The sequence below is a fragment of the Amycolatopsis heterodermiae genome (genome assembly GCF_034929455.1).
GTDB classification, from domain to species: domain Bacteria; phylum Actinomycetota; class Actinomycetes; order Mycobacteriales; family Pseudonocardiaceae; genus Amycolatopsis; species Amycolatopsis heterodermiae.
Map to the genome: position 1 here is coordinate 484,594 of NZ_JAYFSI010000008.1, position 21,422 is coordinate 506,015.

At 69.9% G+C, this 21,422-nt stretch carries 21 protein-coding genes and 1 pseudogene; 9 read left to right on the forward strand and 13 right to left on the reverse strand.

The features are described from left to right. The first annotated feature begins 220 nt into the window (after positions 1–220). Positions 221–874, forward strand: coding sequence for an ACT domain-containing protein (locus VA596_RS32095; RefSeq protein WP_323331948.1), 654 nt, complete (start codon positions 221–223; stop codon positions 872–874). Between the two features lie 79 nt (positions 875–953). Here the strand turns inward: VA596_RS32095 and VA596_RS32100 are convergent, their stop codons facing one another. The 4 genes from VA596_RS32100 to VA596_RS32115 form a co-directional block, all read right to left on the reverse strand. Then, positions 954–1,448, reverse strand: coding sequence for a GNAT family N-acetyltransferase (locus tag VA596_RS32100; RefSeq protein ID WP_323331949.1), 495 nt, complete (start codon positions 1,446–1,448; stop codon positions 954–956). Then, on the reverse strand, positions 1,441–3,621 hold the full coding sequence (gene ligA / locus VA596_RS32105) for an NAD-dependent DNA ligase LigA (protein WP_323331950.1): 2,181 nt from the start codon (positions 3,619–3,621) through the stop codon (positions 1,441–1,443). The genes VA596_RS32100 and ligA overlap by 8 nt, the downstream gene beginning before the upstream one ends. Before the next feature lie 11 nt (positions 3,622–3,632). Next, positions 3,633–4,331: a hypothetical protein gene (locus VA596_RS32110; RefSeq protein WP_323331951.1), complete on the reverse strand. Its 699-nt coding sequence runs from the start codon at positions 4,329–4,331 to the stop codon at positions 3,633–3,635. A gap of 83 nt (positions 4,332–4,414) precedes the next feature. After that, positions 4,415–5,452 (reverse strand): methionine synthase, encoded by a 1,038-nt coding sequence (locus VA596_RS32115; RefSeq protein WP_323331952.1) that lies wholly within the window; start codon positions 5,450–5,452, stop codon positions 4,415–4,417. A gap of 133 nt (positions 5,453–5,585) precedes the next feature. Between VA596_RS32115 and VA596_RS32120 the strand changes: the two genes are divergently transcribed. The 5 genes from VA596_RS32120 (at position 5,586) to VA596_RS32140 (ending at position 9,913) form a co-directional block, all read left to right on the forward strand. Continuing rightward, positions 5,586–6,407, forward strand: a complete 822-nt coding sequence (locus VA596_RS32120) for a phospholipid scramblase-related protein (protein WP_323331953.1) — start codon at positions 5,586–5,588, stop codon at positions 6,405–6,407. Positions 6,408–6,512: 105 nt separating this feature from the next. Beyond that, the gene (locus VA596_RS32125; RefSeq protein WP_323331954.1) at positions 6,513–7,556 is read left to right on the forward strand and encodes an MBL fold metallo-hydrolase; all 1,044 of its coding nucleotides are present in this window, start codon (positions 6,513–6,515) and stop codon (positions 7,554–7,556) included. Positions 7,557–7,624: 68 nt separating this feature from the next. Further along, a complete protein-coding gene (locus VA596_RS32130; RefSeq protein ID WP_323331955.1) occupies positions 7,625–7,981 on the forward strand; it encodes a GNAT family N-acetyltransferase in 357 nt (118 codons plus the stop codon). Between the two features lie 10 nt (positions 7,982–7,991). Beyond that, positions 7,992–8,444 (forward strand): GNAT family N-acetyltransferase, encoded by a 453-nt coding sequence (locus VA596_RS32135; protein ID WP_323331956.1) that lies wholly within the window; start codon positions 7,992–7,994, stop codon positions 8,442–8,444. 188 nt (positions 8,445–8,632) lie between these two features. Next, entirely contained in the window at positions 8,633–9,913 is a 1,281-nt protein-coding gene (locus tag VA596_RS32140; RefSeq protein WP_323331957.1) for a DUF222 domain-containing protein, read from the forward strand. Between the two features lie 7 nt (positions 9,914–9,920). Here the strand turns inward: VA596_RS32140 and mnmA are convergent, their stop codons facing one another. The 4 genes from mnmA to VA596_RS32160 form a co-directional block, all read right to left on the reverse strand. Beyond that, positions 9,921–11,012, reverse strand: coding sequence for a tRNA 2-thiouridine(34) synthase MnmA (gene mnmA, locus VA596_RS32145; RefSeq protein WP_323331958.1), 1,092 nt, complete (start codon positions 11,010–11,012; stop codon positions 9,921–9,923). A 4-nt stretch (positions 11,013–11,016) separates the two neighbouring features. Further along, positions 11,017–12,213 (reverse strand): cysteine desulfurase family protein, encoded by a 1,197-nt coding sequence (locus tag VA596_RS32150; RefSeq protein WP_323331959.1) that lies wholly within the window; start codon positions 12,211–12,213, stop codon positions 11,017–11,019. Positions 12,214–12,277: 64 nt separating this feature from the next. Further along, complete coding sequence (locus tag VA596_RS32155; RefSeq protein ID WP_323331960.1) at positions 12,278–13,645, reverse strand: MFS transporter; 1,368 nt, start codon at positions 13,643–13,645, stop codon at positions 12,278–12,280. 45 nt (positions 13,646–13,690) lie between these two features. Beyond that, positions 13,691–14,974 (reverse strand): response regulator transcription factor, encoded by a 1,284-nt coding sequence (locus VA596_RS32160; RefSeq protein WP_323331961.1) that lies wholly within the window; start codon positions 14,972–14,974, stop codon positions 13,691–13,693. 156 nt (positions 14,975–15,130) lie between these two features. Between VA596_RS32160 and VA596_RS32165 the strand changes: the two genes are divergently transcribed. Continuing rightward, a complete protein-coding gene (locus VA596_RS32165) occupies positions 15,131–16,033 on the forward strand; it encodes an NADP-dependent oxidoreductase (protein ID WP_323331962.1) in 903 nt (300 codons plus the stop codon). Between the two features lie 91 nt (positions 16,034–16,124). Here VA596_RS32165 and VA596_RS32170 read toward each other — a convergent pair whose 3' ends face one another. From VA596_RS32170 to VA596_RS32185, 4 genes are all read right to left on the reverse strand, one after another. After that, a complete protein-coding gene (locus VA596_RS32170) occupies positions 16,125–17,081 on the reverse strand; it encodes a lysophospholipid acyltransferase family protein (protein ID WP_323331963.1) in 957 nt (318 codons plus the stop codon). Beyond that, positions 17,078–17,860, reverse strand: a complete 783-nt coding sequence (locus VA596_RS32175) for a GNAT family N-acetyltransferase (protein ID WP_323331964.1) — start codon at positions 17,858–17,860, stop codon at positions 17,078–17,080. The genes VA596_RS32170 and VA596_RS32175 overlap by 4 nt, the downstream gene beginning before the upstream one ends. 158 nt (positions 17,861–18,018) lie before the next feature. Continuing rightward, on the reverse strand, positions 18,019–18,978 hold the full coding sequence (locus VA596_RS32180; RefSeq protein WP_323331965.1) for an electron transfer flavoprotein subunit alpha/FixB family protein: 960 nt from the start codon (positions 18,976–18,978) through the stop codon (positions 18,019–18,021). Between the two features lie 26 nt (positions 18,979–19,004). Then, entirely contained in the window at positions 19,005–19,790 is a 786-nt protein-coding gene (locus VA596_RS32185) for an electron transfer flavoprotein subunit beta/FixA family protein (RefSeq protein WP_323331966.1), read from the reverse strand. A 244-nt stretch (positions 19,791–20,034) separates the two neighbouring features. Here VA596_RS32185 and VA596_RS32190 point away from each other — a divergent pair, with 244 nt between their 5' ends. Next, positions 20,035–20,880 carry a DegV family protein gene (locus tag VA596_RS32190; protein WP_323331967.1) on the forward strand — a complete coding sequence of 282 codons (846 nt, stop codon included), beginning with the start codon at positions 20,035–20,037 and terminating at the stop codon, positions 20,878–20,880. Here VA596_RS32190 and VA596_RS32195 read toward each other — a convergent pair. Next, entirely contained in the window at positions 20,858–21,283 is a 426-nt protein-coding gene (locus tag VA596_RS32195; protein WP_323331968.1) for a hypothetical protein, read from the reverse strand. The two genes, VA596_RS32190 and VA596_RS32195, sit on opposite strands and share 23 nt — an antisense overlap. On the opposite strand from VA596_RS32195, the pseudogene VA596_RS32200 reads away from it, so the two are divergent. Then, positions 21,282–21,422 (forward strand): annotated as a pseudogene (locus VA596_RS32200) (SAM-dependent methyltransferase); the annotation flags it as partial. The gene VA596_RS32195 and the pseudogene VA596_RS32200 overlap by 2 nt on opposite strands.

The window sequence follows — 21,422 nt, forward strand, 5'->3', positions numbered from 1 at the left end:
TTGTGCTGTGCGGGTTGTCTCGGAAGCTGCAAGTCTATGGTGGCGGCGTGGGCGGACTCGACTGGGTTACGCCCGGCGCAAACCGAGTGCCGTCCGGCGACACCGACGTCCCGCCCGGCGGACAGTGGGTCCCGCGGGCCGGGTGGGTCTGTCACAATCGGCGACCGGCATCGAGCGTCCCACGGCAAGGCTGGGACGCCAGAGGTGAGAGGGGCGCGTGGTGTCGTTCCTGATCCGGGTCCTCCTTCCGGACAGCCCGGGGACCCTCGGCGCGGTCGCCACGGCCCTCGGCACGGTAGGCGCCGACATTCTCAGCGTGGACGTCGTCGAACGCGGCACCGGCCTGGCCGTCGACGACCTGGTCGTCGAGCTCCCCTCGGGCCGGCTCCCCGACGCGCTGATCACGGCGGCGGAGAGCGTCGAAGGCGTCGAGGTGGACGCGGTCCGCCCGTACGCGGGTGTGCTCGACACCCATCGTGAGCTCGAACTCGTCGAAGAGATCGCCGCGCGGCCGAAGACCGGCCTCGACATCCTCGCCGAGGGCGTGCCCCGCATCGTGCGCGCCGGCTGGGCGATGGTCGTCGAACACGCCGAAACCGGCGCGGTCCGGCTGGCGTCGTCGAGCGCGGCTCCCGAAACGCCGATCACCGACCTGCCCTGGCTGCCGCTCGAGCGCGCGACGGTGCTCGACAGCGAGGAGGCCTGGATCCCGGAGACGTGGAAGGAGCTCGGCACCGAGCTGGCCGCGACCCCCCTCGGCAAGCCGGGCAAGGCGCTGCTGGTGGCTCGCCCCGGCGGCCCGAACTTCCGCGCCGCCGAGGTCGCCCGGCTCGCCCACCTGGCGGGAATCGTCGCGGTCGTCCTCGACGGCTGAGCGCCGTAGCCCGAAACGACGACACCGAGCCCTCGGCATGTCCGCGGCCGGTTTTCGACGACGGCTCGCCAGGCCCTGATCAGATGTCGATCTGGTACGCGATCAGCGTGATGTGCGGGAACGGCCGCCAGTCGCGCTCGGGCAGGCGCGTGAACCCGAGACGCTCGTAGAGCCGGTGCGCGGCGTGCATGCCGTCGAGGCTGCTCAGCACCACCTTCCGCAGTCCCGACGCCCGAGCGCGATCGAGCACGGCCTTCGTCAGCGCCTCCCCGACCCCGCGGCCACGCGCGGACGGCGCCACCGCGAGCATCCGGAACTCCAGCTCACCCGCGCGTGAGATCTCGGCGTACGCCGAGCCCGGCCGCACGATGGTCACGCAGCCGAGCACCTCCCCCGCCGCGGCGACGGCGACGAGCACCTCGGCCAGCTCGACCCGGCGCGCGATGTCCCGCAGCTCCGCGTCGTACCCGACGTCGCCGGCCAAATGGCCGTCCACGTCGTAGGCCTGAACCGTGACCTCGCCCGCCGCGCCGTACTCCTCCGGCCGCGGCGGCCGGATCTCGACGTCACTCATCCGTCTCCCCAGACTCGTCTTCGGTGGTCTCGTCACCGGTGGGCAGCGCCACCTCCTGCGCCGCCTCGGGCCCGCGCTCCAGCAGGACGCGGAAACCGGACTCGTCCAGCACCGGCACCTTCAGCTGGACCGCCTTGTCGTACTTCGAACCAGGCGCGTCCCCGACGACGACGAACGCCGTCTTCTTCGAGACCGACCCGGCCGCCTTGCCGCCGCGGGCCATGATGAACTCCTTGGCCTCGTCGCGGGAGAACCCGTCGAGCGAGCCCGTCACCACGATCGACAAGCCCTCGAGGTTGCGCGGGATCGACTCGTCACGCTCCTCCTCCATCCGCACGCCGGAGCGTCGCCACTTTTCGACGATCTCGCGGTGCCAGTCGACCTCGAACCACTCCAGGGTCGCGCGCGCGATGGTCGGGCCGACGCCGTCGACGTCCGCGAGCTCCTCCTCGGTGGCCTGCTCGATCCGCTCGACCGAGCCGAACTCGCGGGCCAGCGCCTGCGCCGCTGTCGGCCCGACGTGCCGGATCGACAGCGCGACCAGCACCTTCCACAGCGGCCGGTCCTTCGCCGCGTCGAGGTTGGCGAGCAGCTTTCGCGCGTTGGCGGACAACTCGCTGGCCTTGGTGCGGAACAGCTCGACCTCGGACAGGCTGTCCTCGTTCAGGTCGAAAACGTCACCCTCGTCCGCGACCACCCTCGCGTCCAGAAGCGCGACAGCCGCCTCGTAACCGAGGACCTCGATGTCGAAAGCGCCGCGGCCGGCCAGGTGGAAGAGCCGCTCCCGCAGCTGCGCCGGGCAGAACCGGGTGTTCGGGCAGCGGATGTCCTTGTCGCCTTCCTTCTGGTAGGCGAGCTCCGTGCCGCATTCCGGGCAGTGGGTGGGCATGACGAACTCCCGCTCGTCGCCCTTGCGCGCGTCGACCACCGGCCCGAGGACCTCGGGGATGACGTCGCCCGCCTTGCGGATGACGATCCGGTCGCCGATCAGCACGCCCTTGCGCTTGACCTCCTCCCCGTTGTGGAGGGTGGCCCTGGCGACGGTCGACCCCGCGACCTTGACCGGCTCGGTGACCGCGAACGGCGTCACGCGCCCGGTCCGGCCGACGCCGACCTGGATGTCCAGCAGCGTCGTGATCGCCTCTTCCGGCGGGTACTTGTACGCGATCGCCCATCGCGGCGCGCGCGACGTCGTGCCCAGCCGCCGCTGCAGCGTCACCTGGTCGACCTTGATGACGACGCCGTCGATCTCGTGCTCGGCGTCGTGGCGGTGTTCGCCCCAGTAGGCGATGTGCTCGGTCAGCTCGTCAGCCGTCGTCAGGACCTTGCTGTGCGGCGACACCGGCAGGCCCCACGCGGCCAGCGCGTCGTACGCCTCCGACTGGCGCTGCGGCTCGAAGCCCGCGCGCTTGCCGAGCCCGTGGCAGATCAACCGCAGCCGGCGCTCTCTCGTGATCTTGGGGTCCTTCTGCCGCAGCGACCCGGCCGCGGTGTTGCGCGGGTTCGCGTACGGCGGCTTACCCGCTTCGACCATCTTCGCGTTCAGCTCGAGGAAGTCCTCGACACGGAAGTAGACCTCGCCGCGCACCTCGACCAGGGCGGGCACCGGGAACTGGTCGGTGGCGGTGAGCGTCTCCGGCACCTGCTCCAGCGTGCGCATGTTCAGCGTCACGTCTTCGCCGGTGCGGCCGTCACCCCGGGTGAGCGCCCGGGTGAGCTGGCCGTTTTCGTACAGGAGGTTGATCGCCAGGCCGTCGATCTTCAGCTCCGCGAGGAACTCGGTGCGGCCGACCTCCTTCTCGACGCGCTCCACCCACGCCAGGAACTCGTCCCGGTCGAAGACGTTGTCCAGGCTGAGCATGCGCTCGAGGTGGTCGTACGCGGTGAACTCGGTCGAGAACGTGCCCCCGACCCGCTGCGTCGGCGACTCGGGGGTGACCAGCGCGGGATGCGCGTCTTCGATCGCCTGCAGCTCGCCGAGCAGCTCGTCGAACTGCCCGTCGGAGACGATCGGCGAGTCCAGGACGTAGTAGCGGAACTGGTGGTTGCGCAGTTCCTCGGCGAGCGCGCTGTGGCGCTCACGCACGTCGGCCGGGACGTCGGTGACGTCCTCGGCGGCCTCCGGGGCGTCCACCGCCGCGATGTGGTCCTGGGGAAGGTCTGTGCTGCTCACGGGTGGTAACCCTAGTCGGCGGCACCGACATTTTCGGGCGTCCCGCCGCCGAGCGCGCGAACCAGTTCACGGAACTCCAAAAGGGTGATCGCGCCCGCCGGCTCGGTCTCCGCGGTCTCGACACGCCGTAGTCGTTCGGCGGCCAGACGTTCACCCAATGTGGCGTCGAGGGGCAGGAACGTCATGGTCAGCCGCGCGGCCTCGTCGAGGTGCCGGAAGCCGGGGTGGAAGACGGCGACGTCGACGACGTCGTCCTCCACCTGAGCGACGACCCGGACGTCGGCCAGCGAGATCCGGTGCTCACCGAGGTTGACGGTCACCTCGGTCGGATCGGGCACCGGCGGGACCGAGTCGTGGTACTCCCAGATGGCGTCGTCCGGCGGCGCGGCGGCGCGCCACGCGTCAGTGAACGGCCGCAGTTCCGGGTCCTCCTGGCCGGTCACGACCAGGGCGTAGATCGACCGGCGACCACGTTCGAGCGAGAAGTGCAGCCGGGGGTGCAGCGCCTCGACCAGCTGGCAGAGCTCGTGCTCGACCCGGTGCGGCTCGCCCCCGCCGAGCGCCGCGCTGACCATCGGGAGCAGGTCGTACCAGCCCTGCCAGAACGTCTCCGCGGCGACCGCCGGGTCTTCCGGCACGTGCTGCTCCGGCCACGCGGTGCGCGGGTCGGGCGGATCGGCGGCGGTGCTCTTGCGGCGGAACAGGCGCATGGCTATCGGTGATCCTCGTTCGGTCGGCTTCCCGCCACGCTACTTGGCGTGCCGCGCCGACGTCGGCGAGTTGCCGGATTCCGTCACCACCCTTCCGGTGGCTCCACGAAGGCCTTGCCGAGGTCGCGGGACAACGCGAGAGCCCGGCGCATCCAGTCCGGCGTCGCACCGGCGAGACCGCAGGCGGGGGTCGGCACGGCGCGTTCGGCCAGGACGCTGCGGTTGAAACCGAGCCGGCTCGCCAGCCGGAACGGCGCCTCGCCGACGTCCTTCAGGGTCAGGGGGGTGGACGGGGCCGTGGTCGGAATCGCGCCCATGAACAGCGTCGCGCCGCTGTCCCACACCTCGCCGATCTCGTCGAGGAACGCGGCGGACGAGCCGTCGAGTGCCCTGAGGTCGAACGCCAGGGCGTCCGCGCCGGCCTCACGCAGCAGACCGAGCGGCGGTTCCGCGGCGCAGCAGTGCACGATCACGGGCTGGCCGGTGATCGCACGCGCGCCTTCGATGACGGTGGCGAGCAGGTCACGGGCCTCGGGCTCAGGGACCGCCGCGACGTTCCCGTAACCGGACGGCGTCGACAGCCCTCCGGCCAGCACCGTGGGCAGCGAGGGGTCGTCGAACTGGACGACCACGGGTGCGCCGGTCCTGGACCGGACCTCCTCGACGTGCTCGGCGAGGCCGTCGAGCAGGGAGGCCGTGAAGTCCCGCAGCGCGCCGCGGTCGGTGAGGACCCGGTGGCCGCGGGGTAGCTCGATCCCCGCGCCGAGCGTCCAGGGCCCGGCGAGCTGGACCTTGAAGACCGGCGGCGTGACCCCGGCCTTCTCGCGGGCTTCCTGCACCGCGTCCAGATCCCAGCGAAGGAGGTCGACGGCCCGGCGGTGGTCGTGCCCCGGCCGCGCGGCGACGCGGTAGCCGCTCGGCACGACCTCGACGGCCAGGTCCACCAGCAGCGCCGCCGTCCGCCCGAGCATGTCCGCGCCGACGCCACGGGCGGGCAACTCCGGCACGTGCGGGAAGTCCGGCAGCTCGCCGAACACGACCGCCGCCGCCTCCGCGGGGTCCGTGCCGGGCATCGAGCCGATCGCCGTTGCGGCCCCGCTGGGCCAAAGTCGTTCGCTCACAACCCGGATTGTGGTCGACCACCGGCCGCCGACGCCGACCGGGCCACCGCACCGGATCCCGCGGAGGCGGACATTCGCCGCATTTCTCTTTCCCCGACCCGTGAGCGCGCCCACGCGGATAGGCTGCCCGGTCATGACGAGTTCGCCACCGCAACCGGGCTGGTACCCCGACTCGCGGGACCCGCGGCTGCACCGCTGGTGGGACGGCCAGGCCTGGACCGCCAACACACGTCCGGCCCAGCAGGTGCCGCCGAGCGACTCCGAGCCGATCGAGCTGGACATCGAGCGAGCCCACGACCCGGCGCGCATCCAGAACCAGGTCGGCCGCGCCACCCGCGGCCGCGGTGGCGCGCGGACCGGCGGCGGGACGCTGTTCACCGAGCCGGTCCTGGTGGTGAACCAGCGCGCCAAGCTGATCGAGATGGCCAACGAGTTCGGTGTCTTCGACCAGAACGGCACCCGGATCGGCGGAGTCGTCGAGGTCGGCCAGAGCACGCTGAAGAAGGCGATCCGGCTCCTGACCAACTACGACCAGTTCCTGACACACAAGTTCGAGGTCCGCGACGCCAACCACAGCACGGTGCTGAAGGTGACCCGGCCGGCCAAGGTGTTCAAGTCCCGGTTCCTCGTCACCCGAGCCGACGAGACCCCGATCGGCGAGATCGTCCAGGAGAACGTCTTCGGGAAGATCCGCTTCGGCTTCCTCGTCGACGGCCGTCCGGTCGGCGGAATCTTCGCCGAGAACTGGCGGGCCTGGAACTTCTCCATCCGGGACCACGCCGACACCGAGGTCGCTCGGGTGACCAAGACCTGGGGCGGGTTCATCAAGGCCGCCTTCACCACGGCCGACAACTACGTCGTCGAGATCCCCCACCCGCTGCCGGATCCGCTGGCCAGCATGGTGGTCGCCGCGGCCCTCACGATCGACACCGCCCTGAAACAGGACACCGACTGACCTAGTGACCGGCGTCTCATCTCCTCCCGGTGGACAGCGGGCCCGGCACGGCTCAGGGTGAAGAAAAGGCCGGGACGCCGGAGTCTCGCCGGGACGGAGGTCACCGTGGAACCGTTGCCGGAAAGCAGCGACCGGATCTGGACCGAACCCGGGATCTACGAGGTGTCGGCGGGCGTCTACCGGATCCCGTTGCCGCTGCCCAACGACGGCCTTCGTGCGGTGAACGTCTACGCGGTCACGGACGGCAAGAAGCTGGTCCTGGTCGATTCCGGCTGGGCATTGGACGTGGCCCGTCAACAGCTGACGGACGCCCTCGGCGGGATCGGTGCCGAGCTCGCCGACGTCAGCGAGTTCCTGGTGACTCACGTCCACCGCGACCACTATTCGCAGGCGGTCGTGCTCCGCCGTGAGTTCGGTTCGAAGATCGCGCTCGGCCAGGACGAAGAACCGTCGCTGAAGGTTTCCGGCAACCCCGACCGGCTGCCGATGGAAGCCCAGGTCGACCTCCTCTTCAAGGCCGGCGCCGCCGGTGTGGTCGAAGCCCTGGGCCGCGAGTTCGGCACCAATCGGCGCCACCGGGAAGCCGATCTGTGGGAAGCGCCCGACGAGTGGCTGACACCAGGCCGCCGATCGATCATGCCCGGACGCGAGTTCGACATCGTCGCCACCCCGGGACACACGAGCGGACACGTCGTCTTCGTCGACGACACGGCCAACCTGTTGTTCTCCGGCGACCACGTGCTGCCGCACATCACTCCGTCCATCGGGTTCCAGCCTGTGCCGGCCGAGTTGCCCCTGAACGACTTCATGGATTCGCTGCGCCTGGTGCGCTCCATGCCTGACCGTCGCATGCTTCCCGCCCACGGTCCGGTGTCCGAGAGCGTGCACACACGTGTCGACGAACTGCTGGAACACCACCGCGAACGCCTCGAGACCATGGGCGGGCAAATCGCTGCCGGCGCGAGCACCGCGTTCGAAGCCGCCGACCGGACCGGATGGACCCGCCGCAACCGCAAGCTGTCCGAAATGGACTCGTTCAACCAGATGCTCGCCGTCCTGGAAACCGCGGCACATCTCGACCTCCTGGTTTCGCAGGGCAGACTGAACGCGCAGACGGTCGACGGAGTCCGGCACTACACGGTGCCCTGAGGACTTCCTGCATACTGGGCGCAATGGATGTCATAAGACGCGCGAGGGCGACGGACATCGAGGCGCTCGTGCGCCTGTTCGACGCACCGGGCGGGCCGCTGGCAGCCGCACTTCGCGAGCTCACAAGCACCCCGCACGTCACGCTCGTCGTAGCGGAGGACGACAACGGCGTCGTCGGCACCGCGCAACTGACGGTGACGCGCGGGCTGGCCTGGGACGGCGCGACCCGTGGCCACCTGGAAGGCATCCGCGCCGCCCGCCGGGGAGTGACGAGCGCCCTTCTGAGCTGGGGCATCGACGAAGCCCGCCGACGTGGCTGCACCCGCCTCCACCTGGACTCGGGCCTCGCCCGCGCCGACCTGCGAGACTTCTACGCGCGCTTCGGTTTCGAACACAGCTATCAAGGATTCACCCGCGCGCTGTGATACTGACACTGTGACCGACCACATCATCCGCAAAGCACGGCGCGACGACGTCGAAGCGATAGTGCACATGCTGGCGGACGACCAGCTCGGCGCGACCCGCGACGATCCCGCCGATCTTGTCCCGTACCTGCAAGCATTCGACGACATCGACGCGGATCCGAACCAGCTCCTGGTCGTCGTCGTGTCTGGTGACCAAGCCGTCGGAACGCTGCAACTCACCATGATTCCGGGCTTGGCGAGGCGCGGTGCCCTGCGCGGCCAGATAGAGGCTGTGCGAATCCGCGCGGATCATCGGGGATCCGGCCTCGGCGCCGACCTCATCCAGTGGGCGATCGACGAATCGCGCCGACGCGGGTGCGCTCTTGTTCAGCTCACCTCGGACACCTCCAGGACACAGGCACACCGATTCTACGAGCGCCTCGGTTTCGAGCCGACCCACACCGGGTTCAAGCTGAAGCTCTGAACGGCCCTCAGCTTGATTGTCCAAATAGGACAATAGGCAGTCATTGCGCTCTCCAATGCGGGACGAAACAGATCCACACACGCCGACCATTCCGAACTGGTCCCGGCCTGTCAAGCCGCGGAGAGCGCGAAAGGACCGTTCGTGCCCTCCGCGGTAATTTCCTTGAAAAGTGCCGTACGGTCGCACTCATGTCACCTTCGCAGCCACTTCACAAGCTCAACTCCGCGACCGATTCCCAGCACGCCGACGACGCCTTTCCGTTGGTGCTGAGGTTGGTTCGCGCGAACCCGGATACGTTGCAGCACATGAAGGACGACCAAGTCGTCGACCTGATTCGTGACACCGACGCCGAGATCTCCAAGCTTCAAGCACTACAGCTGAGAGCCATCGCCGACCTCAGCGTGCGTCGGAGACGGGCGCCCAGCACAGCTTCGGAGGTGGCGTTGGCTTTGTCCATAACGGAACACCGGGCCAGCGCCATCGTTTCCGCGGCCAACGCGCTGATCGCCCGGCTTCCCCGCATGCTCAACCTGATGGACGACGGCAGGCTGGACCTCTATCGCGCCATGAAGGTCACCGACGCCACGGCTTGGCTTTCCGGCGACTACGTGCGTGTCGTCGATGAAGCGCTCGAAGAACGGGTTCCTGGACGGAACGCCACCCAAGTCCGCCGGGCGGCGGCCTACGCCGCCGCGAAAGCCGACCCTCAAGGCGCCGCAAGCCGCACCGAGCAGAAACTCATGGAACGACGATTCAGCCTGCACCACCAAGACGCCGCAGTGACTCACCTGTCGATCAACAACGCTCCGACCGAGAGGGCGACCGCCGCCTACGCCCGCATCGACCAGGCTGCCCGAGCGCTGAAGACGCCCGGAGAGACGCGAACGCTGGACCAGCTCCGAGCCGACGTTGCCATGGACCTGTTGCTCAGCGGCACGGGTGGGCCGACCGCGCGGACCGAGGTGTTCTTGCACGTGGATCTGGCCACCTACCTGAGCCTGAACGACCTACCGGCAACGTTGGCCGGCCGCGGCCCGATCGCGGCATCGGTTGCCCGTCGCATCATCAGTGGGCCCGGCACAACGCTGAGACGGGTTCTCACCGACCCGCGTACCGGTCAGGTGGTCGAGCTGTCACCGACGCACTACCCGCTCGATCCGGCACACGACGAGTTCATCCGCGTCCGGGACCAGGAGTGCCGGCAGCCCGGGTGCACACGCCCTGCCCAGAGCTGCGGAATCGAGCCGACTCAAGCATCAGGTGGGGGTGAGGTCGTCGCGTATCAGCCGGTCACCTTCTGCTCCCGCCATCGCAAGCTGAAGGATCAGCCCGGCTGGAACTACGAGGTCGCCCCCGACGGCACGGTAAAAGTCGCGACACCGACCGGCCGCGTTCGCACCACAACGCCACCGTCGATGCATCCGACCCGCCGACGAGCGAGCCGATCCCACAAGAAGCCGAGAACGTGACGAGACGTCAGCGCGTACCCGAGATCTTCGCGCTACCCAGGACGATGTCGCCGCCTTCGGCATCCGGCCGGTAGAGCACGGCAACCTGGCCGGGAGCGACCCCGCGCAAAGGTTCACGGAGCTGCAGGGTCATGGTGTCCGAGTCCACGTCGGCGACGGCATCGACGATGCCGCCGTGAGCCCGCACCTGGACGACACACTCAGTCGGCTCGGTCAGCGGACGTCCGCTCGGCCAGATCGCCCGATCCGCCTCGATCACCTTGATGCCGAGGCCGGCGGCGGAACCTACCTTGACTGAACCGGACACCGGCTCCAAGGACAGGACGTAGCGAGGGCGACCGTCCGGCGCCGGGGCGTCGATACCAAGCCCCTTGCGCTGACCAATGGTGAACCCGTGCACGCCTGTGTGCTGGCCAAGCACTGCGCCGGTCTCCGCGTCGACGAGCTCGCCGGGTCGCTGCCCCAGCCGGTTCTCCAGGAACTTCTTGGTGTCGCCGTCCGGGATGAAGCAGATGTCGTGACTGTCGGGCTTGTTCGCGACGGACAGGCCCCGCCGCTCCGCCTCGGCCCGAACGTCGGTCTTCCACGAGTCGCCGAGCGGGAACATCGCGTGACTGAGCTGGTCCGGAGTAAGAGATGCGAGAACGTAGGACTGATCCTTGCCACTGTCCGCACTGCGGCGCAGCTCAGGCACGCCGTCTACCACGGACAGGCGTGCATAGTGACCGGTCGCGACCGCGTCGAAGCCGAGGGCCATCGCCTTCTCGAGGAGAGCTTCGAACTTGATCTTCTCGTTGCAGGTGACGCAGGGATTCGGGGTACGGCCGGCGGCATATTCGCCGACGAAAGTCTCCACGACCTCTTCGGTGAACCGCTCCGCGAAATCCCAGATGTAGAAGGGGATCCCGAGGATGTCCGCGGCCCGCCTGGCGTCGTGCGAATCTTCGATCGTGCAACACCCGCGCGAACCGGTTCGCAGAGTGCCGGGCTTGGCCGACAACGCCAGGTGTACGCCGACGACGTCGTGCCCGGCGTCGACCGCGCGCGCCGCGGCGACCGCCGAATCCACTCCTCCGCTCATCGCGGCCAAAACCCGCATTGCCTTACACCTCTTGCTTCTGGGTCTGCTTGCGCATTCCGGCGAGCCCGGCCTGCCGTGCGCGTGTGACGACACCGCCGATTTCGGCTGCAACCGCCTCGATGTCGGCGGCGGTGGACGTGTGGCCGAGAGAGAACCTGAGCGAGCCACGGGCAGCTGCTGGGTCGGCGCCCATAGCGAGCAACACATGGCTCGGCTGCGCTACGCCTGCGGTGCAAGCCGATCCCGTCGAACACTCGATGCCCTTGGCGTCGAGCAGCATCAGCAGGCTGTCGCCGGCGCATCCGGGGAAGGTGAAATGGACGTGACTGGGAAGCCGCTCGCCCTCTCCCCCGTTGAGGACGGCGTCGGGCACCTCGCGGTGGATCGCCTCGATGAGCCCATCGCGCAGATCCTCGACACGCTTCGCATATTCGGCCCGGGTAGCGCTGCTGGATCGGACCGCGGCTGCGAAGCTAAAGATCGCGGGGACATCCAAGGTGCCGGAGCGGACGCTGCGTTCCTGGCCACCACCGTGCAACAGGGGCACGCAGGTCACATCGCGGCCGAGAAGGAGGGCTCCGATGCCGAAGGGACCGCCGAGCTTGTGGCCGGTCAATGTGAGCGCAGCAGCTCCGCTGGCCGTGAAATCGACCGGGACCGCGCCGACCGCCTGGACAGCGTCCGTGTGCAGCGGAATGTCGAACTCGGCGCAGATCGCGGCCAATTCCGGGATCGGATTGATCGTGCCGACCTCGTTGTTCGCCCACATCACCGTCGCCAGGGCCACGCTTTCGGGATCCGTGGCGATAGCGGCGCGGAGCACGTCGGGCGACACACGGCCTTGGCTGTCCACGTCTAGCAGAGTGATCTCGGCGTCGCAGCGAGCTTCGAGCCATTCCACGGTGTCGAGCACCGCGTGGTGCTCGGCGGCACCGCACAGGATGCGGCGGCGCTGCTCCTGCTCGTCGTGGCGGGCCCAGTAGATGCCCTTGAGGGCGAGGTTGTCGCTTTCGGTGCCGCCGCCGGTGAAAATCACCTCGGAGGGGCGGGCTCCCAAAGCGTCGGCGATCGTCTCGCGGGCTTCCTCGACCATCCGGCGAGCGCGCCGGCCCGAGGAATGCAGCGCTGAGGCGTTGCCCACGGTGGACAGCGCCTCGGTCATCGCCGCTATGGCTTCGGGCAACATCGGAGTGGTCGCCGCGTGGTCGAGATAGGTCATCGCTCCTTCAGGGTAGTCCGCTCCAGCGCGTGACGATGCTCGCCCTGGACCCTGAAGTGGGCTGTCACACCTTCGACGGCCAGCGCCCGGTCAGCCGGACGCCCACCAGAGCGAGCGCCACCAAAGCGACCGTGAGCAGGGCCATCGCCGGCGATGGGTTGAGGACTGACCCCACCAGGCCGAGCAGAACGCCGCCCAGGCCGATGAGCAGAGCACAGCCGACCCAGTCCGCGAGCTGCATCGCCGAGGTGTTGAATCCGCGCTCACCCTCGGGCGAGTAGCGGAGCAGGAGAACCGAGATCGCGGGCATCGCGGTTCCCATGCCCGCGCCGCCGACCGCGCAGGCCACGAACGCCGTCCAAGCGGGGAACCAGGGCTGCGAGACCAGGCCGAAGCAGACCAGGCCGGCAGCCACGAGCCAGAAGCCGGTGCGCAGTGATGCCTCCTTCGACCAGTTGAGGTAGCGGCCTTGGGCTGCCGATGCCGCGGACCAGCCCAGCGCCGTGATCGTCAGGGGCAGGCCGGCGAGGGCTGGGCTGTAGCCGTGGACCGCGCTCATCGTCAGGGGCAGGTATGCCTCCATCCCGGCGTACGCGCCGGCGATCAACGCCCGGGAGGCGACGACCGTCGGGAGGCCTCGGCGGGAGGTCAGCGTCCCCGCCGGGAGCAGCTTGCGGAGGGCGTAGCCGAGGGCGATCAGCCCGACCGTGCCGTAGCCGAGCGCGAGGAGTGACTGGTGCTGAGCGGCCCAGGTCAGGGCGGCGACGCCGATGGCGGCGATGACCGCCTGGATCACGCCGGCGCGTGGGCCGCCCGTGGCGGGGACGTGCGCGGGCAGGCGGCGGACGACCACCATCAGCATCGTCACGCCGATGACCACGAGCGGGACGAGGCCGAGGAACACCCAGCGCCAGCCGACGCTGACCGTCAGGAACCCGGCCACCGACGGGCCGATGACCGCGGGTAAGACCCAGGCGGCGGCGTTCGCGGCGTAGATCACCGGACGCTCGCGGTCGGTGAACGTCAGCGCGATCAGGAGCGAGACGGAGACCAGTAGCAGCCCTGAGCCGAAGCCCTGGAGAGCGCGGCCGAGCAGCAGCGTCGGCATGCCGGTCGCCGTCCCCGCGACGAGCAAGCCGGCCGCGAACAGAGCCGGACCTGCGAGCAGAGCCGGTGCCGGGCCTCGGCGATCACCGAGTCGGCCTGACAGGACCGTCGCGACCACGCTCGAGATCAGGAAGATTGTGAACGGCCACGAGTACAGGGACTGCCCGTGCAGGTCGGCGACCAGGGTCGGCATTGCCGTCGCAACGCCCATGTTCTCGAACGCGACCAGGGTGACCACGAGCAGCAGCGCGATGGTGGTCAGCCGGTGGTCGGCGCTCCAGAGCACACTGCGGCGAACGGGTGCGGGGTCGACGGTCGAGGTCATGATCAGCAGCCTGCAACCTCCAGCCCCCTGGAGGTCAAGCCGATTTCAGGCGGAGTACCGCGTCGGCGGCTCCAGACGCAGGTCGCGGGCCAGGGCAGCGGCCTCGCCGCGGGAGGTCACGTCCAGCTTGTCGAGGATGTTGCGGACGTGGAACTTCACCGTGTGCTCGCTGAGCTGCAGCTGCTCGGCGATCTGCCGGTTGCGCAGGCCCTGGGAGATTCCCGACAAGACCTCGAGCTCGCGCGGGTTGAGCCGGTCGAGCGGGCGCAGTTCCGGTGGTTCGGCCACGCCGAGGGGCAGGACCGCGGTGACCGTCGTCCCCCAGCCCGGGACCGCGTCGACCTCCCAGTGGCCGCCCAGCGTCGTGAGGCGTTCCGTCAGGCCGCCGGCCGGGACCGCGGCGGCGACCTCGGGGTTGTCGTCGCGGACCGTGATGCGGACGACCGAGCCGTCCAGTCGCCAGGACGCCCGCAGGCGCGTGGTCGCCGGACGGTCCAGGGCCGTGAGGACCAGGCCGCGGGTCAACGTCCGGGCGGTGTGGGCGATGTCCTGGGCGAGCGAGCCGTCGCCGACCGGGCTGACCAGGTCGATGTCGACGTCCGTGTGCCGGACCAGGTCGGCGAGCTGCTCCCTGAGCACGGCGAACGCCGTGTCCGCCGGCTCCGCGGACAGGGCCTGGTCGCGGTCGACGACGCCCTTGAGCTCCAGCAGCGCATCCGCCGCGAGGTCGACCGCGGTTCGCCGGGCGGCGGCGTCGGGCAGGCGGCTGGACCGGAGCACCGCCAGGAGGGTCGTCAGGGTCGTCGCGTGGGTCTGGCCGAGGTCGGTGATCGCCTGCGCCCGCGCGCCGGCCGCGGCGAGGTTGCTGGCCAGAACCTCCGGGCCCGGATCCGTCGCGCGCTGGCCTGCGTCCGTGCTCAGGATGTGCCACAGCCGGGCGGCCAGCTCCAGCTCGGTGGACGGCGGCTCCATGGCCGTCGGCACCACGGCGAGCACCGCTCCCCGGCCGACCGGCGGCGACGACGCGAGCAGGACGAGACGGCGTTCGACGCCACCCAGGACGCCGTCGACGACCAGGGCCGTGCCCGGCTCGCTGCGGTCGACCAGCCGCTGCAGCTCGGCGCTCGTCACCGCCTGGGCGATCGCCGGGTCACCGACCACCTTGAGCGGACTGCGCGGGCAGTCCCCCGTCTGCATCGCCGCGGCCCGGTGCGGGACCAGCCCTCCCAGCTCGATGGAGAACTGGGTGAGCAGCTGGGGGCGCGGCGCCGACAACAGCCGTTCGACGACGTCGAGCACGTGTCGCGGATCCGACCAGGAAGCGTCCATGGCTCCAAACTAGGCGCGCTCGCGCACCAGCCGCCTGCTCGTCCGGCTAGTGAACACTGCTCGTCCGAGTGGTTCGGCGAGGACGCCGGGCGAGTTGACTCTGCGGAGAGGACATTCGAACCGAAGGTCCCGAAATCGAGGAGCGCAGACGACACCATGCGAGCTATCACCTTCGCCGAGTACGGCGGGCCGGACGTCCTGAAGCTGTCGGAAGTTCCGACGCCGGAGCCCGGTCCCGGGCAGGTACGGGTGGCCGTGCGGGCCGCCGGGATCAATCCGCTCGACTGGAAGATCCGCGGCGGCGGGATGGCGCAGAACTTCCCCGTCGACTTCCCCCACACCCCCGGGTTCGAGGTCGCCGGGGTCGTCGACGCCGTCGGTGACGGCGCCGGCTTCGCCGTGGGCGACGAGGTCTTCGGCTGGTCCGAGACCGGGTCCTACGCCGAATACGCCCTGGGGAAAACGCTTGCGCCGAAGCCCGCGAGCCTCTCGTGGGCCGACGCCGTGGCGCTGCCGGTCGCCGGTGAGACGGCCCTTCGCGTCCTGAACCTGCTCGAGGTCCGCGAGGGCGAGACGCTGCTGATCCACGGCGCCAGCGGCACCGTGGGCCGGTTCGCGGCGCAGGTCGCCATCGCGAAGGGGCTGACCGTCCTCGGCACCGGTGGCAGCCGAAGCCTCGACGACCTGAAGTCCCTCGGCGTCGTCCCGATCCTCTACGGCGACGGCTGGGAGGAGCGGGTCCGCGAAGCCGCGTCGGGCTCGGTCGACGCCGTTTTCGACACCTCCGGGCACGGCGTCCTGCCGGGCTCGGTCGAGCTGCGGGGCTCCCAGGATCGGATCATCACGATCGCCGACGCCGCGGCGTTCGAGCTGGGGCTGACGTTCTCCAGCGGCGGCGAGCAGTCGCGTGAGGTCCTCGAGGGAATCGCCGGCTGGGTGACCGATCGCGGCGTCACCATCGCGCACGGCAAGAGCTACCCGCTCGCCGACGCGGCCGCCGCCCAGACGGAGAGCGAAGGCGGGCACCCCGGCGGGAAGCTGACGCTGACCGTCAGCTGAACGCGAGACGGGCCTGTCGCCGGATATCGGCAACAGGCCCGTCCGCAAGCCGACCAGGGCCTGCCGCCGGATCGCGGCGGCAGACCCCGGATCACTTCGCGGGAGGCGAAGCCAGGGAGGGCGCGGCGTGAGTGGCCGCGGCCCGGGGAACCACCACGTCGGACGACGCGGCCGGAGCCGAAGGCGCGACCTGCGGACGCGGGGTGCGCCGACGCTGCTGGCCCGGGATCTTGACCGTTCCGAGTGCGGAATGAACGGCCGCCTCCGCCAGCGCGGCCAGTTCGTGGCGGGTCTCCGCGCGGCCCGGCGCGATCTCCGGGCAGATGTGGACCTCCAGCACCAGGCCGCGCAGCGCGGCGACCCGGCGCAGGGACGCGATCAGCGACTCCGGCCCGATGAACGCGGGGCGGCTGGTCTCGCGGCCGTCGGCGAGGCGGTAGCGCAGGGCGATCGGGCGGACCGGGACACCGCCGTCGATGGCCGCCTGGAACGTCGCGGTCGTGAACCGGCCGGACGCCAGCCCGCACCACGTGGTGCCTTCGGGGGTGACGCTCACCAGCGAGCCCGAGCGCAGCGCGTCGGCCAGCTCGGCCATCGTGGCGGGCAGCGTCCTCAGCCGCTCGCGGTCGAGGAAGATGCTGCCGCCGCGGCGGACCAGGCCGCCCAGCACCGGCCAGCCCGCGATCTCCTTCTTGGCCAGCGCGCGCATCGGCCGCAGGGCGTTGATCGCGACGATGTCCAGCCAGGAGATGTGGTTGTTGACCACCAGCGCGCCACGGCCGGCGGCCGCGGTGCGGAAGTCTTCGCCGCCGCGGATGTCCAGCCGCACGCCGAAGGCGCGCAGCACGCCGTGGAAGATCAGCCGGACCAGCCGCTCGCGGCCTCGGCCGCGGGCGACGAGAAGCAGCGGCGAGGCCAGCATCGCCGAAAAGACGACCACGATCGCCGAGACGAACCGCAGCACTCGTCGCGGGAAAGCGACCACGGGGTCGCCACCGGTCAAGCAGTCGTCGCCACAGGGCGACGTCGGCATCCAGGAGTGGCTCATACCTGGACCCCGAGGAAGAACTTCAGGTAGCGCTCGTCGACGTTGTGCAGGTCGAGCACGACGAAGAAGTCCGCGACACCGAAATCGGCATCGAGCGCCGGCGGACCGTAGACCTTGGCGCCGAGCCGGATGTACCCCTTGATCAGCGGCGGCAGCGTGGCCCGCGCCGGGCGTTCGATCCCGGACGTGTCCCACGGGATCAGCGGCGAGACGCGCGTCGCCTCGTCCGAGTAGTGCTTGGTGCGCAGGACGTCCCAGACGCCCGCGGCGAACGAGCCGCCGTCCACCAGCGGGACCGACGCGCAGCCGGCGAGGTAGCGGTGACCCGACAGCAGCATGTACCGGGCGATCCCGGCCCAGACCAGGCTGACGACGGCGCCGCTGCGGTGGTCGGGGTGCACGCACGAACGGCCGGTTTCGACCAGGGAGGGCCGCAGGGCGTCGAGCGCGCTCAGGTCGAACTCGCTGTCGGCGTAGAGCTTCCCGGCCTGGACGGCGCGGTCCGGCGGCAGCATCCGGTAGCAGCCGACGATGTCGCCCGTGTTGTCGTCGCGGACGACGAGGTGGTCGCAGAACTCGTCGAACTCGTCGATGTCGAGACCGGGGCGCGGGGAATGGAGCTTCGCGCCCATCTCCTCCGCGAAAACCTGGTGCCGCAGCCGCTGCGCCGCGACCACTTCGTCGTTCGCGTGGGCGACGAGAAGGGAGTAGCGAGGGGCGTCCGCGGGAAGCTCGGAACCCGCCTGATCAGTGCTGACGAGGAGCTGTGACGTCGTCATGGTCAAGGTGTACCCGGGCGTAGGAAACCGCGGAGAGTGCCATCCGATGACCGATTAGTGCACGTTCAGTTAATTGCGGGTTCTCAGGCTCTTCTCAGGTCCTGGAGACGCGCGAAGGGCCTTCCAGGACGTCCCGGAAGGCCCTTCTGGACCGAGGATCAGCCCTTGCGCTTCTCGACCGCTTCGGTCAGCTGCGGCGCGACGTTGAACAGGTCGCCGACGATGCCGAAGTCGGCGATCTCGAAGATCGGCGCCTCGGCGTCCTTGTTGACGGCGATGATCGTCTTCGACGTCTGCATGCCGGCGCGGTGCTGGATCGCGCCGGAGATGCCGAGCGCGATGTACAGCTGCGGCGACACGGTCTTGCCGGTCTGGCCCACCTGGAACTGCGCCGGGTAGTAGCCGGAGTCGACGGCGGCACGGGAGGCGCCGACGGCCGCGCCGAGCGAGTCGGCCAGCTTCTCGACGACGTCGAACTTCTCCGCCGAGCCGACACCACGGCCACCGGAGACCACGATCGAGGCCTCGGTCAGCTCCGGACGGTCACCGCCGGTCACCGGCTCGATGCCGGTGATCTTGGTGGCCTTCGCCGCGTCGGTTGCGGGAATCTCGACGGTCTCCACGGCCGCCGCACCCTCGGCGGGCTCGGCCTCGACGGCACCCGGGCGGATCGAGACGACCGGGACGCCCTTCGACGCCTTGGACTTCACCGAGAACGCGCCACCGAAGATCGACTGGTCGATCACGCCGTCGCCGTTGACGCCGACGGCGTCGTAGATCAGGCCGGAGCCGAGCCGGACGGCCAGGCGCGCGGCCACCTCCTTGCCCTCACCGCTGGCGGTGACGAGCACGGCGGCCGGGGACGCCTGCTGCGCCAGCGCGGCGAGCACGTCCACCTTCGGCGTGACCAGGTAGTTCGCGGCGTCGTCGCCTTCGGCGACATACACCTTGGCGGCGCCGTGCGCGGCCAGGGACTCCTTGGCCTTGGCCGCGGTGCCGGTCGGGCCGACGACGACGGCCGACGGCTCACCGAGCGCGCGGGCCGCGGTCAGCAGCTCCAGCGTGACCTTCTTGACCTCACCGTCGACGTGGTCGACGAGGACGAGTACTTCAGCCATTGTTCTACTTCCTCCTCGAACCCTTGTCAGATGAGCTTCTGGCCGACCAGGTACTCGGCGACCTTCGTGCCGCCGTCGCCCTCGTCCTCGACCTTCTCGCCGGCGGTGCGCGGCGGCTTCGGCGAGGCTTCGGTGACCGTGGACCAGGCGTTGGCCAGGCCGACCTCGCCCGCGTCGACACCCAGGTCGGCGATGGTGAAGGTCTCGACCGGCTTCTTCTTCGCGGCCATGATGCCCTTGAAGGACGGGTAGCGCGGCTCGTTGATCTTCTCGCCGACGCTGACCACCGCGGGCAGGCTCGCCTCGAGGCGGGTGAGGCCGTCCTCGGTCTCGCGGACGGCCTTAATGGTGGTGCCGTCGACGGTGACCTCACGCGCGTAGGTGACCTGCGGCAGGCCGAGCAGCTCGGCGAGGATCGCCGGGACGGCGCCGCCGCGGCCGTCGGAGGACTCGTTGCCGGCGATGATCAGGTCGTAACCCTCGACCTTGCCGATCGCGGCGGCGATGACCTTCGCGGTGGCGATGGCGTCGGAGCCGTGCAGCGCCTCGTCGGAGACGTGGATGGCCTTGTCGGCGCCCATGGACAGCGCCTTGCGGATCGCGTCGGTCGCGCGGTCGGGGCCGACCGAGATCACGGTGACCTCGCCCTCGCCGGCTTCCTTGATCTTCAGGGCTTCTTCGACGGCCTTCTCGTTGATCTCATCGAGCACGGCGTCGGCGGATTCACGGTCAAGGGTGTGGTCGGCCCCGCTGAGCTTGCGCTCCGAGTAGGTGTCCGGTACCTGCTTGACCAGGACAACGATGTTGGTCATGGGTCTTCTTCGACCTCCCGGTTGTGGCCCGCGGACGCACCACGGGTCAGTGCTCTACTGGCCGGTAGATTAGGGCCATTCCGCCGTCAGGACCCGCCGAGGTGACGCCATTCACCTGGATGCGCAATCTAGTGGGACCATCGTCCCAGTAGTCGACCGGTTACCCCACCTGAACCGCCGTTCGTCCGATCGGACCAACCTCGGCCTACTCGCAGTAGGCCGTTAGGGGTTAACCTCCGGCACCATGCCAGCGCGCATCGCCGTCGTCACCGACTCCAGCTCGTGCCTTCCCGACCTCGTCGCCGCCCGCTGGGCCATCGGCGTCGTGCAGATCCAGCTCAACATGGGAAGCCACTTCGACGACGAAAACCGCTTCGACCGCGGCAAGGTCATCGACACGATGAGAGCCGGGCAGGTGATCACCACGTCGCCCCCGGATCCGGGGGCGTTCTTCTGGACCTACCAGGAGGCCGCGGCCTGCGGCGCCACCGCGATCGTCAGCATCCACCTCTCCGGTCGCATGTCCGACACCGTCCGCGCGGCCCGGGAGGCCGCCCAGCAGGTCCGCATCCCCGTGCACGTCCTCGACAGCCGCACCACCGGGATGAGCCTCGGCTTCGCGGCCATCGCCGCGGCCCGGGCGGCCGCCTCCGGCGGGGACGCCGCCCGGGTCATCGAAGCCGCGGAACGCCGGTACCTGACGAGCACCGAGTTCATCTACGTCGACACGCTGGAGTACCTCCGCCGCGGCGGGCGGATCGGCGCCGCGCAGGCGACGGTCGGTACCGCGTTCTCCATCAAGCCGCTGCTCACGGTCAAGGACGGCGAGGTCGCGCCGCTCGCCCGCGTCCCCGGCACGCGGCGGGCGCTGGCCAAGATGGTCGACCTCGCGGTGCGGAAGTCGGGCGGCTTCCGCGTCGACATCGCCGTGACCCGGTTCGGCGCCAGCGATCACGAACTCGAGATCGGCCGGCAGATCGAGCGTCGCGTGTCCGGGATGGCCGAGAGCATGGTCGTCGAAGCGAGCACGGTGATCGGCGCGCACCTCGGCCCGGGCGCGCTCGGCATCACGGTGTCGCCGGTGGACTGACCCGGCGCGCGGGGATCAGCAGCAGCACGATCGGCACCACGGCGCCCAGTCCCGTCGTCGCGATGATGAGAACCTGATCAATTTGATCGAAATGCGACACGTGGCCGAGGTGGTAGAGGAAGTGCGGCAGGCCGAACAGCAGGGCCGCGACCCCGGCCAGCCGCGCCACGGCTGTGGTGCCGATCACGGCGGCCCCGATCAGCAGCGCCGCGAGGGCCAGGTTGAGGCCGCCGAAGTCGCGCAGGAGGTGCTCGTTGAAGGGCCCGTCCATCGAGACCCAGCCCGTTCGGAAACCGGGAAAGTCCTGGTAGAAGCCGGTCGGCGTGATCAGTGGCCAGATTCCGGTCACGGCCTCGACGACGCCGAAGAACACGAGGAGTACGCGGGTGATGGTCCGTTGCATGACCACGGAACGAGACGGCCGTGCCGGACGTGACACCGCTAGGGTCGCGGACGTGACCACCCCAGCCACCCGGGCCGAGGCGCTGCACCTGACCGGCGAACGGACCGTGCCCGGCATCGCCGTCGAGAATTACTGGTTC